The 14,199-nt window shown below is 69.9% G+C and carries 16 protein-coding genes; 8 read left to right on the forward strand and 8 right to left on the reverse strand.

Annotation, left to right across the window (positions count from 1 at the left end; translation table 11 throughout):
* Positions 1 to 24 precede the first annotated feature (24 nt).
* Positions 25 to 474, forward strand: a complete 450-nt coding sequence (locus POR01S_RS08440; RefSeq protein WP_042135142.1) for an Lrp/AsnC family transcriptional regulator — start codon at positions 25 to 27, stop codon at positions 472 to 474.
* A gap of 45 nt (positions 475 to 519) precedes the next feature.
* On the opposite strand, the gene POR01S_RS08445 is transcribed toward POR01S_RS08440, so the two are convergent.
* The 3 genes from POR01S_RS08445 to POR01S_RS08455 all read right to left on the reverse strand — a co-directional run bounded on the left by POR01S_RS08445 (position 520) and on the right by POR01S_RS08455 (position 2,628).
* Positions 520 to 1,053 (reverse strand): DUF924 family protein, encoded by a 534-nt coding sequence (locus tag POR01S_RS08445; RefSeq protein ID WP_042135143.1) that lies wholly within the window; start codon positions 1,051 to 1,053, stop codon positions 520 to 522.
* A 39-nt stretch (positions 1,054 to 1,092) separates the two neighbouring features.
* Positions 1,093 to 1,851 (reverse strand): SDR family oxidoreductase, encoded by a 759-nt coding sequence (locus POR01S_RS08450; protein WP_042135144.1) that lies wholly within the window; start codon positions 1,849 to 1,851, stop codon positions 1,093 to 1,095.
* A 147-nt stretch (positions 1,852 to 1,998) separates the two neighbouring features.
* Entirely contained in the window at positions 1,999 to 2,628 is a 630-nt protein-coding gene (locus POR01S_RS08455) for a glutathione S-transferase family protein (protein WP_042135147.1), read from the reverse strand.
* Between the two features lie 76 nt (positions 2,629 to 2,704).
* Here POR01S_RS08455 and POR01S_RS08460 point away from each other — a divergent pair, with 76 nt between their 5' ends.
* Entirely contained in the window at positions 2,705 to 3,295 is a 591-nt protein-coding gene (locus POR01S_RS08460) for a TetR/AcrR family transcriptional regulator (RefSeq protein WP_042135149.1), read from the forward strand.
* Between the two features lie 37 nt (positions 3,296 to 3,332).
* On the forward strand, positions 3,333 to 3,821 hold the full coding sequence (locus POR01S_RS08465) for a GNAT family N-acetyltransferase (protein ID WP_042135150.1): 489 nt from the start codon (positions 3,333 to 3,335) through the stop codon (positions 3,819 to 3,821).
* Here the strand turns inward: POR01S_RS08465 and POR01S_RS08470 are convergent.
* Positions 3,818 to 4,741: an alpha/beta hydrolase gene (locus tag POR01S_RS08470; protein ID WP_042135151.1), complete on the reverse strand. Its 924-nt coding sequence runs from the start codon at positions 4,739 to 4,741 to the stop codon at positions 3,818 to 3,820. The genes POR01S_RS08465 and POR01S_RS08470 overlap by 4 nt on opposite strands.
* A gap of 97 nt (positions 4,742 to 4,838) precedes the next feature.
* Here POR01S_RS08470 and POR01S_RS08475 point away from each other — a divergent pair, with 97 nt between their 5' ends.
* Complete coding sequence (locus tag POR01S_RS08475) at positions 4,839 to 5,486, forward strand: HAD hydrolase-like protein (protein ID WP_042135153.1); 648 nt, start codon at positions 4,839 to 4,841, stop codon at positions 5,484 to 5,486.
* A 55-nt stretch (positions 5,487 to 5,541) separates the two neighbouring features.
* Here the strand turns inward: POR01S_RS08475 and POR01S_RS08480 are convergent, their stop codons facing one another.
* Positions 5,542 to 5,877 (reverse strand): I78 family peptidase inhibitor, encoded by a 336-nt coding sequence (locus POR01S_RS08480; protein ID WP_007160277.1) that lies wholly within the window; start codon positions 5,875 to 5,877, stop codon positions 5,542 to 5,544.
* A gap of 394 nt (positions 5,878 to 6,271) precedes the next feature.
* Here POR01S_RS08480 and POR01S_RS08485 point away from each other — a divergent pair, with 394 nt between their 5' ends.
* From POR01S_RS08485 to POR01S_RS08500, 4 genes are read left to right on the forward strand one after another with little or no spacing between them, the layout of a single operon-like run.
* The gene (locus POR01S_RS08485) at positions 6,272 to 7,735 is read left to right on the forward strand and encodes an alginate export family protein (protein ID WP_052382642.1); all 1,464 of its coding nucleotides are present in this window, start codon (positions 6,272 to 6,274) and stop codon (positions 7,733 to 7,735) included.
* A 10-nt stretch (positions 7,736 to 7,745) separates the two neighbouring features.
* Complete coding sequence (gene mhpT, locus POR01S_RS08490) at positions 7,746 to 8,978, forward strand: 3-(3-hydroxy-phenyl)propionate transporter MhpT (RefSeq protein ID WP_027600407.1); 1,233 nt, start codon at positions 7,746 to 7,748, stop codon at positions 8,976 to 8,978.
* On the forward strand, positions 8,971 to 9,522 hold the full coding sequence (locus POR01S_RS08495) for a DUF3237 domain-containing protein (protein WP_042135155.1): 552 nt from the start codon (positions 8,971 to 8,973) through the stop codon (positions 9,520 to 9,522). The genes mhpT and POR01S_RS08495 overlap by 8 nt, the downstream gene beginning before the upstream one ends.
* Before the next feature lie 23 nt (positions 9,523 to 9,545).
* The gene (locus POR01S_RS08500) at positions 9,546 to 10,778 is read left to right on the forward strand and encodes a thiolase family protein (RefSeq protein WP_081875188.1); all 1,233 of its coding nucleotides are present in this window, start codon (positions 9,546 to 9,548) and stop codon (positions 10,776 to 10,778) included.
* A 257-nt stretch (positions 10,779 to 11,035) separates the two neighbouring features.
* Here the strand turns inward: POR01S_RS08500 and POR01S_RS08505 are convergent, their stop codons facing one another.
* Genes POR01S_RS08505 through POR01S_RS08515 form a run of 3 tightly spaced genes read right to left on the reverse strand, consistent with a single transcriptional unit; the run spans position 11,036 to position 13,717 of the window.
* Positions 11,036 to 12,433 (reverse strand): sensor histidine kinase, encoded by a 1,398-nt coding sequence (locus POR01S_RS08505; protein ID WP_042135158.1) that lies wholly within the window; start codon positions 12,431 to 12,433, stop codon positions 11,036 to 11,038.
* The gene (locus POR01S_RS08510) at positions 12,430 to 13,107 is read right to left on the reverse strand and encodes a response regulator transcription factor (RefSeq protein WP_042135160.1); all 678 of its coding nucleotides are present in this window, start codon (positions 13,105 to 13,107) and stop codon (positions 12,430 to 12,432) included. Before POR01S_RS08510 ends, POR01S_RS08505 begins: the two co-directional genes overlap by 4 nt.
* 58 nt (positions 13,108 to 13,165) lie before the next feature.
* A complete protein-coding gene (locus POR01S_RS08515; RefSeq protein WP_042135162.1) occupies positions 13,166 to 13,717 on the reverse strand; it encodes a chorismate mutase in 552 nt (183 codons plus the stop codon).
* Positions 13,718 to 14,199 lie beyond the last annotated feature (482 nt).

Genomic DNA, 14,199 nt, shown 5'->3' on the forward strand with positions numbered 1-14,199 from the left:
GCCCGCCCCCGGCAGGCAGCCACGATGTTCACCAAACTCGATCCGACCGACTGGCAGCTCATCCACCTGCTGCAACAGAACGCCCGCGCCTCCAACGCCACCCTGGCCCGCCAGCTGGGCCTGGCGCGCACCACGGTGGTCACCCGCCTGGCGCGCCTGGAGCGTGACGGCATCATCCAGGGCTACGGCCTGCGCCTAGGCTCCGAACTGGAACAGGCCGCCGTGCGCGCCTACTGCGCCATCAGCGTCCTGCCGCGCAGCACTGCCGGCGTCATCCGCGCCCTGGAAAAGATGGTCGAGGTCGAGGAAGTCTCCTCGGTCAGCGGCCAGTTCGACTATCTGGCCTTCCTGCGCTGCACCACCCACGAAAAGCTCGACGAACTGCTCGACCGCATCGGTAACCTTGAGGGGGTTAAGCAGACCCAGACGTCGATCATCCTGAACCGAAAGATCGATCGGCGTTTGGGTGCTTGATAGCCGGCCTTCTTGAAGCTTACCGGAAGTACCTTTAGTGCTTGTTTAAAAGCCGCCACCTGCGTTTAACCATGCCTGTTCGTCCGGAGTGTTGAGCCGGCCTAGGACATAATTTCGGTGCGGAAAACGACCGAAGCGAGCGATCACCTCCAGATGAGCCTCGGCATAGCGCCGGTAGTGCTCGATCCCCAGTGCCTCGAAAAGTATGAGCGAGTGCCGCTGATCGTCCAGCGCCTCGGAGTGCTCGAAGGGCAGATAGAAGAAGGCGCGCAACTCGGCTTCGACCTGCTGATCCAGGCCGGCGGCTATCGCCTGTCGCGCGTGCTGCAGGGCCAGGCCGTCGGTGGCGAAGGCGTGGCCGCTGTGGCGATAGATATTGCGCGGGATCTGGTCCAGCAGCAGGCACAGGGCCAGGGCGCCTTCGGCACTGGCGGCCCAGCCGTCCCATTCACCGCGACTGGCGGCCAGGTGCGTGTCCGCGAAGCGCACGCGGCACTCGGCGTCGAAGGCAGGGCCGCCGTTGAACCACTGACGACGGCCGGCGGCGCGCCAGAAGGAGAGGATTTCGGCTGGACTCATTGCGTGCTCCTTGTCTGCTCGGGTTCCACTTGGAACCCCTCAGCCCCGCCCCACATAGGGCATCTTGGTCGCCATCACGGTCAGGGTCTGGACGTTGGCATCCAGCGGCAGGCTGGCCATGTAGCGGACGGCGTCGGCGACGTGCCTGACGTCCATGCGTGGCTCCACGGCGGTGCTGCCGTCGGCCTGGAGCACGCCGTTGGCCATGCGCTCGGTCATCTCGGTGGCAGCGTTGCCGATGTCGATCTGGCCGCAGGCGATGTCGAAGGCGCGGCCGTCCAGGGCCAGGGCCTTGGTCAGCCCGGCCACGGCGTGCTTGGTCGCGGTATAGGGCGCACTGAAGGGCCGGGGCGTGTGCGCCGAGATGGAGCCGTTGTTGATGATGCGCCCGCCACAGGGCGATTGTGCGCGCATCAGGGCGAAGGCCGCGCGGCTGCAGAGAAAGACGCCGGTGAGGTTGGTGTTAACCGCCCGGTGCCAGGCGTCCAGTTCCAGCTCGTCGATGGGCACCGCCGGGGCGCCGACGCCGGCGTTGTTGAACAGCAGGTCCAGGCGGCCGTAGGTCTCGCGGATGCGAGCGAACAGCGCCTCGACGCTGGCGGCATCGGTGACGTCGCAGGGTACAGCCAGGGCTTCGCCGCCCTGTTGCCGCGCCTCTTCGGCGAGGGCCTCCAAGGGTTCGGCGCGACGGGCAGCGAGGACCACGCGGAAGCCGTCCTGCAGCAGGCCGAGGGCGACGGCGCGGCCGATGCCCTGGGAGGCACCGGTGACGAGGGCGATGGGGCGGGCGGTGGTCATGGGCGGTCCTTGGACAGGGGAGGAGCTTCCAAGGCTAGCAGGTAGGGAGGGGTGGTGGGCGGCCCTCACCCTAGCCCTCTCCCAGGGGGAGAGGGGATGGTTGTGGTGTGTTGGGGAGGTAGGTGGTTCCTGGTAGCTCCGGTCGGCTCAGCGCAGCTTTAAGTCGGTCGCCACCAGGATCGCCTGGCCGGAGGGTCGCGCGCGCAGGCGGTCGAGATAGGCGGCGAGGCGGGGCCAGGTCGTCCGCCAGTTGAGGGCCGGCAGGGGCTCCAGATAGTCGAGCATGGGCGCCAGCAGGGCGTCGGGCAGACTGAATTCGGCGCCGCAGAGAAAGCCCTGGTTGCCCAGCTGGCGATCGAGCACGGCCAGGGTCGCGTCGACGTCGGCCAGGGCGCGCTGCTCGTCCTCCGGTGTGCGGAAGGGGGCGGGTCGTGGCCCGGCGACGCGCAGCAGATAGTGGCGGACCAGACGGCTATCCACAGTGGTGAGCAGGGCGCTGCTCCAGGCGTCCTGCTCCGGGTTGCCATCGCGCTCCGGCGAGAGCCGACGATCGAGATGGCGGCAGATGGCGAGGGTCTCGAAGATCCGCAGCTCGCCATCGAACAGCACCGGCACCTGGCCGAAGGGGTGCAGCGCCAGGTGGGCTTCGCTGCGCCAGGCGATGGCCTGGCCGGCGGGTGCGAGGCCACAGGGCAGCTCAAGGCCCTGTTCCAGGGCATGGAGGCGCACGCTACGCACCAGGGTGCTGAAAGCGGGACCGAAGAGATAGGGCGTCATGCTGCAGGCTCCTTGCAAAGAAGGCTCCATGCTGGCAAAGGGGACCTTATGTTCAAGAACATAATCTGGAGTAGCCATGGCCTGGCCCCTTGATCAGCGCGAGCAGACCCGCCAGCGCATCCTCGACAGCGCCGCCCACCTGTTCGCCCTGCGCGGCTTCGATGCGGTCGGTCTCGACGACCTGATGGCCGATGCCGGTCTCACCCGCGGCGCCTTCTACCACCACTTCCGCACCAAGACCGAGGTCTATGACCAGGCCATCGCCCATGCCGCCCGGGTCGGCAGTGCCCGGCTCGACGATCTCGGTAGCCAAGGCCTCGGGCAACTGGTCGAGCATTACCTGAGTCGCGAACATGCCGAGGGCGAAGCGCTGCGCTGTCCGCTGGCCTTTCTGGCGGCCGACGTCACCCACCGGGAGGCCGCCATCCGGGGCAGCTATACCCGCTTCTTCGCGCGCTTCGTCACCCGACTGGAGCAGGATCTGTCGGGGCCGCCGGCGCAGCGGCGCGCCCGGGCGCTGCAGCTGGCCACCACCCTGATCGGGGGCGTGGCCCTGGCGCGGGCACTGGATGACGAGAGCCTCGCCGAGGAATTGCTGGCGGCCTGTCGCCAGGGCGCCCAGGGGCTGCTGGAAGAGGGCGGTGATTTGGCAGCGGCACTCGGCTAGGCGACACTGGCGGCCCCTTCGTCCGCCGGAGTCACCCATGCAGATTCGCCCCCTCGAAGCCGCCGATTTCGACCAGGTCTGGCCGCTGATCCAGCAGGTCGCCCAGGCCCGGGAGACCTACGCCTACGACCCGGACATGACCCGCGACGAGGCCTGGCGCCTCTGGGTGGAGCTACCGCGGGCGACCTTCGTCGCCGAGCGCGACGGCCAGCTGCTCGGCAGCTACTACCTCAAGGCCAATGCCATGGGCCCAGGCGATCACGTCTGCAATTGCGGCTACATGGTCGTCCCTGCCGCCCGCGGCCAGGGCGTCGCCGGCGCCCTCTGCGAGCACTCCCTGCAGGTGGCCCGCGAACTGGGCTTCCAGGCGATGCAGTTCAACTCGGTGGTGGCCAGCAACCAGGTGGCGGTGCGGCTCTGGCAGAAGCACGGCTTCGAGATCGTCGGCACCCTGCCCAGGGCCTATCGCCACTCCAGCCTGGGGCTGGTGGATTGCCATGTGATGTATCGCTGGTTGGCGGACTAGCGCCACTCGCTCAACACCGTCTGCAGCGAGGCCGGCAGCATGGGGCCGTGGCCCAGCCCTTCGAGCACCTCGTAGCGCACCCGGATGCCGGGGAGCTGGCCGAGGCGGTCGGCCAGGCGCCGGGTGGCATCGGCGGGGACCTCGCTCTGGAAGTGCGCGGGCAGTTCGCGCTCGGCGCCGCCCTGCAGCAGCACCAGGCGGACCGGATGGGCCTGGAAGCGCGCCTTCAATTGCTCGTCGTCTTGCGGCAGCACGGTGGGACTCCACCACAGCGAAGGACTCACGGCGTAGCCCTCGGCGAAGGCGTCCGGACGGGTGAGCAGGGCGTGGAGGACGAACAGCCCGCCCAGGGAATGACCCCAGACCGCGCGCTGGCCAGGATCCAGGGGGACCTGACGGGCCACCGCCGGCTCCAGGCGCTCCAGCAGCCAAGCGAGAAAGATGTCGGCGCCGCCGGTGGCCATCTCGCGAAAGCGCTCGCTGGTGGGGGCCGAGGGCGTGTAGTCATAGGCCCGACCCGGGCCATCGATACGCTTGCCGCCCGTGTAACCCACCGCCACCAGCACGGGCGGATGGGGCCGCTTGGCCAGGGTGTCGAGCAATTCGGCATTCAGCCCGCCCAGGGCGGCGTTGCCGTCGAGCAGATAGAGCACCGGATAGCCGGTGGCCGGCGCCGGGGTGGTGGGTCGGGCGATCCACACCTGGTAGTGGCGGGCGCCGTCGGTGGAATCCAGCTGGAGTTCGCTGAAGGCATAGCCGTGGCCCGGCTGCTGGAGCACCTGGGCGTCCATGGGCTGATCGATGGGGCGCGCCTGGCCCGGCAGGGCCAGGGCCAGCAGCAGCGGCAGGGCCAGCAGCAGCGGCAGGGCCAGCCAGGTGCAGCGTGGAGGGCGGCGAGAGGAGAGCGGCGACGGAGGCATCAGCGAACAAGACTCATTTCCAGTGAAGCGGTCGAGCCTACCGATCTCTGCCACCGGTCGCCATACTGACGGGGATCTCCGCTGCCCAGGACGCCCCATGCATCACCCCCATCTGCTGTTCGATCTCGATGGCACCCTCACCGATTCGCGCCTGGGCATCACCCGGGCGATCCAGGTGGCGCTGCGCGCCGAGGGGATCGAGGAGCCCGATCTGCGCAGGCTGGAGGTCTTTATCGGCCCGCCGCTGCTGCAGAGTTTCATGACCCACTACGGCTTCGACGAGGCGCGCGCCTGGCGCGCGGTGGCGGCCTATCGCGGGTATTTCCGCGCCACCGGTCTCTATGAGAACGAGGTCTATGCAGGCATCCGCGAGTTGCTGGCCGCGCTGCAGGCGGCCGGGCGACGGCTCTATCTGGTGACGGCCAAGCCGCGGGTGTTCGCCGTGGAGATCCTCCGGCACTTCGCGCTGACGGAGTTCTTCATCGCCCTGCATGGCAGCGAGCTGGATGGCACCCGCACCGACAAGACCGAGCTGCTGCGCTTCGTGCTGGACACCGAAGGCCTGGCGCCGGAGACCTGCCTGATGCTGGGCGACCGCGAGCACGACCTGATCGCCGCCCGGGCCAACGGCGTGGCGGCGGTGGCCCTGGGCTATGGCTTCGGTAGCCGGGAAGAGCTGGAGCGCCACCGCCCGGCCTTTCACTTCCACAGCGTGGCAGCCCTGCGCCAGGGCTTCGGCCTCTAGCGGCAGGCGCCGACCTGCGCGACCGGGGTCGGCAGGTCGTGGGGCGCGACGGGGATCAGCCGCAGGTGGCGGTCTGCACCACCAGACTGGCGCTGGTGGTGATGGTCAGGCGCTGGGAGTTGAAGTCCATGGTCATGGGGTCCTGCGGACGGACCACGCGAACGACCTGGGCACCGGCGCGTTGCCGGCCTTCTTCGGCCAGGGCCGGGGAGAGGGCCTTGCCGACCAGATCCTGGACCGCATCGGAGTTGCACCGGCCACTGCTGCTGACGGCGCCGCTCGGGGCCGAAGAGGCCGCCGCCGGGCTGCTCTGGGTTTCGTGCGAGCCGCAACCGGCCAGCAGGGTGAAGAGCGCGGCGCCAGCCAGCAGGAGGGGAGTCTTGAAGCTCATGAGTTCGCCTTTTCGATCGTGAGAGAAGGAACCTTAACCCGTACGGGCCTCCTGATGGACCCCTCAAGGGCGGGCATTGTTACAAAGCGCGATACAGAAGACGTTGCGAGACCTGGGTGAGCGATCGTCCTGCAGGCATAAAGTTAATAAATATAACGTTCGGTAATCGGCCAGATTCGGGTCGGATGGCTTGATCCATTTCTGCCATCGACCATCATCGAACCAGGGCCACCCGGCCCCCACGGTGACGACAACAACAACAAAGGGACACCTGCCATGTCAGCTCGCTATCCAACCACCCTCCCGCCTGACCGCTACCCGATCCGCGCCCGCTAGGCCCTGATCCGCGCGCCCCTGCGGCGCCTTCCGCATCCTCAGTCAGGACGGTCATCTCATGTCTTGTTCGCGCTCGCTTCCGGCCTGCGCACGGGCCCGCTCGTGCCTCGCCTTTACCGCTCTCGCCGCCCTGCTCGCCAGCCAGGGCCTTGTCGCCGCGCCTTCCACCACCCTGGAAAGCGCCCGCCCCAAGCCGCTCAACAACCTGGAGACGGCGCGTCCCCTGCCGCCCGGACCGCCGCGCTGGGCCGAAGACTATCGCTTCCTCGACGATCCGCAAAAACGCACCGATCCCTTCGACGGGTTGCGCTACCAGCGCCTTAGCGACTCGGCCTGGCTGCAGACCGGTGGCGAGGCGCGCTACCGCTTCGACACCATCCGCAATCCGGTCTTTGGCCGGCGGGGGGTGGATACCGATCACTACATCCAGCAGCGCCTGCAGCTGCACGCGGACCTGCACCTGTTCGACGATGCCGTGCGCGCCTTCGTCCAGCTGGAAAACACCCGCGCCTGGAACAAGGCGCTCTACGGCCCCTACGACCAGAGCCGCACCGAGCTGCACCAGGCCTTCATCGACCTCAACACGCCGCTGGCCGGTGGCAAGCTGATGACCCGCATCGGTCGCCAGGAACTGGGCTACGGCAACCAGGCCTTCGTCACCTACCGTGACGCCCGCAACATCCGCCTCAACTTCGACGGCCTGCGCCTGGCCTGGACCCGTCCGGACGGCTACCGGCTGGACGCGTTCGGCCTGAGACCCGTGGTGACCGGCGAAGACAGCTTCGACGACGGCTCCAACAACGCGGTCAAGTTCTATGGCCTCTACGGCACCCTGCCGCTGGCCGGACCGCTCAAGCTGGATGTCTACGGCTTCGGCCTGGAGACCGACCAGCGCATCCTGGATGGCCTGACCGGCGCGGAAAAGCGCTACACCGCCGGCATCCGTCTGTTCGGCAACGCCGGTCCCTGGGACTGGAGCTGGGACCTGGCCGGGCAGGGCGGGCATCTGGCCGGCGCCCGGATCCGCGCCTGGGGCCTGAGCAGCGAAACCGGCTATCGCCTGGGCGGCGCCTGGAAACCGCGGCTGGCCTTGCGGGTGGACGCCGCCAGCGGCGATCACGGCGCGGGCGACGACCGCGTCGGCACCTTCGATCCGCTCTTTCCCAAGAACGGTTTCTATGGCGACTCCGGGCTCACCACCCTGGCCAACCTCTATCTGGTCGGGCCGCTGCTGACCCTGGCGCCCCGGCCGACGCTGCAGCTGGAGAGCGGACTGTTCGGCGTCTGGCGGCAGAGCACCGAAGACGGCGTCTACCTGCCGGGCATGACCACGGTGCCGGGCACCGCGGCCAGCTCGGCGCGCAAGGCCGGCACCCTCTGGCGCAACAACCTGCGCTGGATGCCCACCGCCAACCTGACCCTGGACCTGGAATACAGCTACTTCCAGGCCGGCGCCGCCGTGCGCCAGGCCGATGGCGACGACACCAGCTTCCTGATGGCTGCTACCACCTTCCGCTTCTGAGGAATCCACCATGCGCCTGCTCTCGACCGCCCCGCCCGGGGCCCGCCTGACCCTCGTGCTGTGCTTCATCGTCGCCCTCCTGGAAGGCATGGACCTCCAGGCCATGGGCATCGCCGCGCCGGCCATGGCCAAGGCCTTCGGCTTCCAGCCGGGGCAGATGGGCCTGGTGTTCAGCGCCAGCATCCTCGGCCTCTTGCCCGGCGCCTTCATCGGCGGCTGGTGCGCCGATCGCATCGGCCGCAAGAAGGTGCTGATCGCCTGCGTGCTGATCTTTGGCGTCTTCTCGGTGGCCACCGCCCATGTCTGGAGTCTGGAGAGCCTGCTGCTGGCGCGACTGCTCACCGGCATCGGTCTGGGCGGCGCGCTGCCCAATCTGATCGCCCTGTCCGCCGAGTCGGTGGACGAGCGCGCCCGGGCCACGGCGGTCAGCCTGATGTATTGCGGCGTGCCCCTGGGCGGCGCCCTGGCGGCGGTGGTGGGGCTGCTGGACGTCGGCCGCTGGCAGACGGTGTTCTATGTCGGCGGCCTGGCGCCGCTGCTGGTGGCGCCGCTGCTCGGGCGTTACCTGGCGGAGACCGCCGGCTTTCTGCGCAAGCGAGGCGGGACTCAGGCGGGTAGTCCGCGCGGGGCCTGGCTGGGCGCCATCCCGCTGTCGACCACCCTGCTGCTGTGGCTGGGCTACTTCTTCACCCTCACGGTGATGTACATGCTGCTCAACTGGCTGCCGTCGCTGCTGGTGGGGCAGGGCTTCAGCCGCGGCCAGGCGGTGGGGGTGCAGATCCTCTTCAACCTGGGCGGCGGCATCGGTTCGGTGCTGTTCGGCCTGCTCATGGATCGCTGGCGGCCGCGGCTGACGGTGCTGGCCATCTACCTGGGCATCCTGCTGGGTCTGGCCGGGCTAGGGCTGGCCAAGGCCTATCCGCTGGTGGCCCTGGCCGGTTTCGCCGCCGGGCTGTTCGTGGTCGGCGGCCAACTGGTGCTCTATGCCCTGGCGCCGCAGCTCTATCCGGCGGCGGTGCGGGCCACCGGAACCGGCGCGGCGGTGGCGGTCGGACGCCTGGGCGCCATGGCCGGCCCACTGCTGGCGGGGCAGGTCCTGGCCCTGGGCGGTGGCGCGGCGACCCTGGTGGTGGCCACCACCCCGGCAGTGCTGGTGGCCGCGGGCGCGGTGCTGGCCCTGCTGCAGCGGCGGGCGCCGGTGCCGGCGGCTACCACCCACGCGGAGGCGCCTGGGCATGCGTAGTCTGCTGCTCGTCACCCTGCTGACGCTGACTGGCCTGGCCCGGGCGGCCACCACGGACGGCGATCCGGCCACCGCCACGCCACCGCCGCTGCAGCTCGAACCCCTGGCGCGCTTCGAGGTGGCCCTCGACGCCCCGGTCTGGGAGCTGGGCCAGACCAGTGACCTGGGCAAGCGGCGCATCATCCCCATCACCGGCGGCCGCTTCGACGGCCAGCGCCTGCATGGACGGATCCTCGACAACGGCGCCGACTGGCAGGTGGTGACCGCCGATGGCCTGGCCATCATCGACACCCGCTATCTGCTGCAGACCGACGATGGCGCCCTGATCTATCTGCAGACCAAGGGCTATCGCTACGGCCCGCCGGAGGTGATGCGCGAGCTGGCCGCCGGCAAGCCGGTGGATCCCCGGCGCTATTTCTTCCGCGTCACCCTGACCTTCGAGACCGCCGCGCCGGCCTATGCCTGGCTCAACCGCGCCCTGGGCGTGGGCAGCGCCATGCGCCTGGGCAAGGCGGTGGTCTACGACGCCTATCTGCTGCAATAGAGGAGGAGCCGATGCCCATTGGAATGAGTGCGCTCTACGACGATGTCCTGCTGCTGGATGGCGTGCGCACGCCCTGGACCGATCTGAATGGCGCCCTGGGGCAGGTGTCGCCCACCGACCTGGGCATCGCCGTGGCGCGGGCGCTGCTGGCGCGCGGGCATGAGGCCGGGGCGGTGGATTCCGTGCTGGCCGGCTCGGTGGCCCAGGCCAGCTTCGATGCCTATCTGCTGCCACGCCATATCGGCCTCTATGCCGGGGTGCCCGAGGCGGTGCCGGCGCTGCAGGTGCAACGGGTCTGCGGCACGGGGCTTGAGCTGCTGCGCCAGGCTGGCGATCAGTTGCAGAGCGGCCAGGCCATCCGGGTGCTGTGTGTGGCGGCCGAGTCCATGACCCGCAATCCCATCGCCGCCTACACCCACCGCAGCGGCTTTCGCCTCGGCGCGCCGGTGGAATTCCACGACTTTCTCTGGGAGGCGCTCAAGGACCCGGCGGCCGGACTGGACATGATCGCCACCGCCGAGCGCCTGGCCCAGCGCCATGGCATCGCCCGCGAGGCGGTGGATGCCTGGGCGCTGCGGAGTTTCGAGCGGGCCCTGGCGGCCCAGCGCCAGGGCTGGTTTCGCGAGGAGGTCGTGCCGGTGACGGCGGCGCGCTTCGAGGCTGAAGGCCTGGCGCCGCGGGAGTTGCGTCTGCCGCGGGGCTGCGCGGGGGTCGAGCAGGACAGCCATCCGCGGGAGACCTCGCGGGAGGCCCTGGCACGGCTGACGCCAGTGCATCCGGGCGGGGTGCAGACCGCCGGCAACAGCTGCGCGGTGGCCGACGGCGCCGCCGCCTTGCTGCTGGCACGGGGCGCGGACGCCGCGCCGGAGCGGGCGCTGGCCTGGGTGCGCGGCAGTTGTGTGGTGGGGGTGCCGCCGGACGTCATGGGCAGCGGCCCGGTGCCGGCCATCCAGGGCCTGCTCGACCGCGCCGGCCTCAGGCTGGAGGCCATCGACCGCCTGGAGATCAACGAAGCCCAGGGCGCCCAGCTGCTGGCGGTGCAGCAGGCTCTGGAACTGGATCCGGCGCGACTCAATGTGCATGGCGGCGCCATCGCCCTGGGTCATCCACTGGCCGCCACCGGCCTGCGCTTGGCCATCACCCTGGCCCGCCAGCTGCGCGCCGAGGGGCTCAGGTACGGGGTGGCGGCGGTGTGCATCGGCGGTGGGCAGGGGATGGCGGTGCTGCTGGAGAATCCGGGGTGGCGGGGGCGGTAAGGGGTTGGGCCGGGGTGTATCGGGCTTCGCGGGGCCCAGCTCAACCTGATCGTAGCCATGGCGGTCCGCCGATACGGCCGCTCCTACGGTTGTCCCACAGCCTGTAGGAGCAACTGTCTTGATCGCGTATCGCGGCCATGCCGGTGCGCCGTAGCGACCGCTCCTACAGTGGCGTCCGTGCCTGTAGGAGCGGCCCATGGCCGCGATGATTTTTTAGGCGGCAGGAGGGCGACACTTTGTTGGGCTGCGCGCTCAACCTACGCGGGGACCTCCGCGGCAGGCACGACCAGGGGCGGGAAGTGGATGGCCACGCGCAGGCCCTGACCGCCGGTGGCGGTGGCCAGTTCGATGCCGGCGTCGTGGGCGGTGGCGATGTCGCGGACGATGGCCAGGCCCAGGCCGGTACCGTGGATGCCGCGGTCGAGGCGATAGAAGCGCTCGAAGATGCGTTCGCGCTCCGCCTCGGGAATGCCCGGGCCGTCGTCTTCCACCTCCAGCACCGTGGCCCCGGCCTGGCCGCGCAGGCGGACCGTGACCTGACCGCCGCGCGGGGTGTATCTGAGGGCATTGTCGACCAGGTTGTCGAGCAGGTCGCGCAGCTGAAAGGCGTTGCCCTGCACGGTCTGCGGCTCCAGTTCGTAGCCCAGGTCGATGCCGTGGCCATCGGCCTGGGCCAGCTGGCTGGGCATGGCTTCGCCGATCAGTTCGTCCAGCCGCAGCGGCTCGCGCGGCGGACTCTCCAGCCGCGCGGTGGCGGCGCGGGCCAGGGTCAGCAACTGGTTGGTCTGGCGGGTCATGCGCTCGGTGGCGGCCTGGAGTTGCGTCAGCGCCGCGGCACTTTCGGCATCGCCGGCATGGCGCTGGCGCAGCCACTGGGTCAGGGTGCTGATGCCCGCCAGCGGGGTGCGCAGCTGGTGGGCCATGTCGTCAAGAAAGGCGCGCTGGTTGCGGGCGCCCTCGCGGATGCGCAGCAGCAGGCCGTTGAGGGCGGTGACAAAGGTGCCCAGTTCGCGGGGCGCACCCTCTTCGCGCAGCGGCGCCAGGTCATCGTAGTGGCGACTGTCGAGCTGACGCTCCAGCCGTTCCAGCGGCTTGAGGCCGCGGCGCACCGCCCAGAGCAGCTGGGCGGCGATCAGCAGGGCGACCAAGATCTGCACCGCCACCAGGGTCAGCACCATGCGCTGCAGGGCGGCGGTGTGGCGACTCAGGGTCTGCGCCACGCTGGCCACCACCGGTTGCCCGGCCACCTCGCCGAGGCGGCCGACCATGAACACCGAGCGGTCGTTGATACGGGTGCGCAGCGCGGTGGTATGACCGTCGCGCATCTCCTCGGTGATCTCCTGGACCGGCATGGCGGCATCGCCGAACAGCAGCTGGCCGTCGAGGGCGCGCACCGCCAGCCAGACGTGGTCGTGGCTGTTGTGGCGCAGTAGGTAGTCGGCTTCCGTCGGCAGCCACAGGCGGCCGTTGCCGTCCACCTCCAGCTGTTCGAGCAGCAGGATCGCCGCGTCGGTGAGATCGCCGTCCAGGGCGCTGAAGGCCGGTTTGCGGGCGAACTGGTAGCTGACCACGGCGCCGCCGAGATTGACCAGCAGCACCGGCAGCACCAGCCATTTCAGCAGCCGCCGGCGCAGGCTGGGCGCGGTGGCGGTCATGGCGCCGCTTCTTCCAGGCGATAGCCGAAGCCGCGCACGGTGCGGATACCGACCCCGGAGTCGGCCAGTTTCAGCCGTAGCCGCGAGACATAGACCTCCACGGCGTTGTGGGTCAGGTCTTCGCTGCCCCAGGGCGCCAGGGCGTCGATGATCTGCTGCTTGGAGACCACCTTGCCGGCCTGACGCAAGAGGTGTTCGAGCACCGCCCACTCCCGGGCCGAGAGATCCAGCGCGGTGTCGCCGAGGCGCGCCTGGTGGGCGGCGGTGTCCAGGCGCAGGGCGCCGAGGGTCAGGTCGGCGCTGTTCTGGCCACCGGCACGGCGGACCAGCGCCTTGATCCGCGCCACCAGCTCGGGCACGGCGAAGGGCTTGACCAGGTAGTCGTCGGCGCCCACTTCGAAGCCATGCACCCGGTCGTCGATGGCGTCGCGGGCGGTGAGCAGCAGCACCGGCTGGTCGTTGCCGCGCTGGCGCAGGCGGCGGACCACCTCGAAGCCGTCCAGGCCACCGGGCAGGCCGATGTCCAGCACCACCACGGCGAAGCGAGTGGTGCGCAGCCAGGCATCGGCCTCGGCGCCGTTGCGCAGGAGGTCGACCTGCATGCCATGGCCTTCCAGGACGCGGCGGATGCCGTCGGCCAGGGTGGCGTCATCTTCGACCAGCAGGATGTGCATGGGTGATCCTCGGATTCAACGCGATTCGGTCGCCGTACCGCCGATTATGCACAGGCGCTCAGCGGGGCAGGGCGCAGAAATCGCCCAGCGCCCGCACCAGGGCCAGGCGGTGGAGATCATCGGGGCGCGCGGCGGCGAGGTGGGCGGCGAGGGCGCGGTCCAGTTGTGCCGGGCAGTCCGCGGCGGCGCGCAGTTCGCCGGTGGCGGCGAGACCGCCGAGCAGCCTGGCCTGGAGTTCGTTCAGCTGGGTCCTGAGCGTCGTCAGGTCCGTCGTCTTGGCGGGCAGCGGCCGTTCGTGGCGCCGCCAGGCCTGCAGCAGGCCGTATTGCACCAGCTTGTTGGCTTCCATCTGGGCGGCAAAAAAGGTCTGGGCGGTGGCCGGGGAGACGGCGGCTGCGGGCGCGGCCTGGGCGACCTCCTGCAGCACCTGGCGCTCGCGGGCTTCGTCCAGTACCGGCTTGCCGCTGTCGTGCTTGCTGCGGGCGACCCCATCGGCCAGCGTCAGGCGCTGGGCCATGGCATCCAGCAGGGCCGGCAGCGGCGCCGGCGTGGCCTGGGCGCCGAGGGCGATGCTCAAGAGCGGAAGGGCAAGCCAGCGAACACCCGACATGAGGGACCTCCGGGGCAGGGGAAGGGGCACCGAAGCTCGCACGGGGCCGCGGGGCGGTCAAGATGGCCGGGGCAGGGCGGTTGCGTGGGAACGCGGTGGTGGGGGCGGCCCTCACCCCAGCCCTCTCCCGGAGGGAGAGGGGGCGGAGCGGCGCGGGGGGGTGGGCTGGCGTAGGGTGAAAAACCGCAATGCGTTTTCCACGCGGGTACCGTGCCGTCGTGGATGAGGCTGCGCCGTCATTCACCCTACGGAGTCCTGCGCAGGTCGGTAGCTCCGTGCGGAGCCGCACCCTCACCCCAGCCCTCTCCCGGAGGGAGAGGGGGCGGAGCGGCGTGGGGCTTGGGCTGGCGTAGGGTGGAAAACCGCAATGCGTTTTCCACGCGGGTACCGTGCTTCCGTGGATGAGGCTGCGCCGTCATCCACCCTACGGAGTCCAGCGCAGGTCGGTAGCTCCGTGCGGAGCCGAAGCCTTACCCCAGCCC

Origin of the sequence: Pseudomonas oryzihabitans NBRC 102199 (genome assembly GCF_000730625.1) — a bacterium.
In the GTDB taxonomy this organism is placed as follows: domain Bacteria; phylum Pseudomonadota; class Gammaproteobacteria; order Pseudomonadales; family Pseudomonadaceae; genus Chryseomonas; species Chryseomonas oryzihabitans.

Coding starts and splice junctions, on each gene's coding strand:
- POR01S_RS08455 (WP_042135147.1), bottom strand. CDS start 2,628: ATGACGCCCTATCTCTTCGGTCCCGCTTTCAGCACCCTGGTGCGTAGC.
- POR01S_RS08440 (WP_042135142.1), top strand. CDS start 25: ATGTTCACCAAACTCGATCCGACCGACTGGCAGCTCATCCACCTGCTG.
- POR01S_RS08450 (WP_042135144.1), bottom strand. CDS start 1,851: ATGACCACCGCCCGCCCCATCGCCCTCGTCACCGGTGCCTCCCAGGGC.
- mhpT (WP_027600407.1), top strand. CDS start 7,746: ATGCGCCTGCTCTCGACCGCCCCGCCCGGGGCCCGCCTGACCCTCGTG.
- POR01S_RS08480 (WP_007160277.1), bottom strand. CDS start 5,877: ATGAGCTTCAAGACTCCCCTCCTGCTGGCTGGCGCCGCGCTCTTCACC.
- POR01S_RS08470 (WP_042135151.1), bottom strand. CDS start 4,741: ATGCCTCCGTCGCCGCTCTCCTCTCGCCGCCCTCCACGCTGCACCTGG.
- POR01S_RS08465 (WP_042135150.1), top strand. CDS start 3,333: ATGCAGATTCGCCCCCTCGAAGCCGCCGATTTCGACCAGGTCTGGCCG.
- POR01S_RS08445 (WP_042135143.1), bottom strand. CDS start 1,053: ATGAGTCCAGCCGAAATCCTCTCCTTCTGGCGCGCCGCCGGCCGTCGT.
- POR01S_RS08510 (WP_042135160.1), bottom strand. CDS start 13,107: ATGCACATCCTGCTGGTCGAAGATGACGCCACCCTGGCCGACGGCATC.
- POR01S_RS08495 (WP_042135155.1), top strand. CDS start 8,971: ATGCGTAGTCTGCTGCTCGTCACCCTGCTGACGCTGACTGGCCTGGCC.
- POR01S_RS08460 (WP_042135149.1), top strand. CDS start 2,705: ATGGCCTGGCCCCTTGATCAGCGCGAGCAGACCCGCCAGCGCATCCTC.
- POR01S_RS08505 (WP_042135158.1), bottom strand. CDS start 12,433: ATGACCGCCACCGCGCCCAGCCTGCGCCGGCGGCTGCTGAAATGGCTG.
- POR01S_RS08475 (WP_042135153.1), top strand. CDS start 4,839: ATGCATCACCCCCATCTGCTGTTCGATCTCGATGGCACCCTCACCGAT.
- POR01S_RS08515 (WP_042135162.1), bottom strand. CDS start 13,717: ATGTCGGGTGTTCGCTGGCTTGCCCTTCCGCTCTTGAGCATCGCCCTC.
- POR01S_RS08500 (WP_081875188.1), top strand. CDS start 9,546: ATGAGTGCGCTCTACGACGATGTCCTGCTGCTGGATGGCGTGCGCACG.
- POR01S_RS08485 (WP_052382642.1), top strand. CDS start 6,272: ATGTCTTGTTCGCGCTCGCTTCCGGCCTGCGCACGGGCCCGCTCGTGC.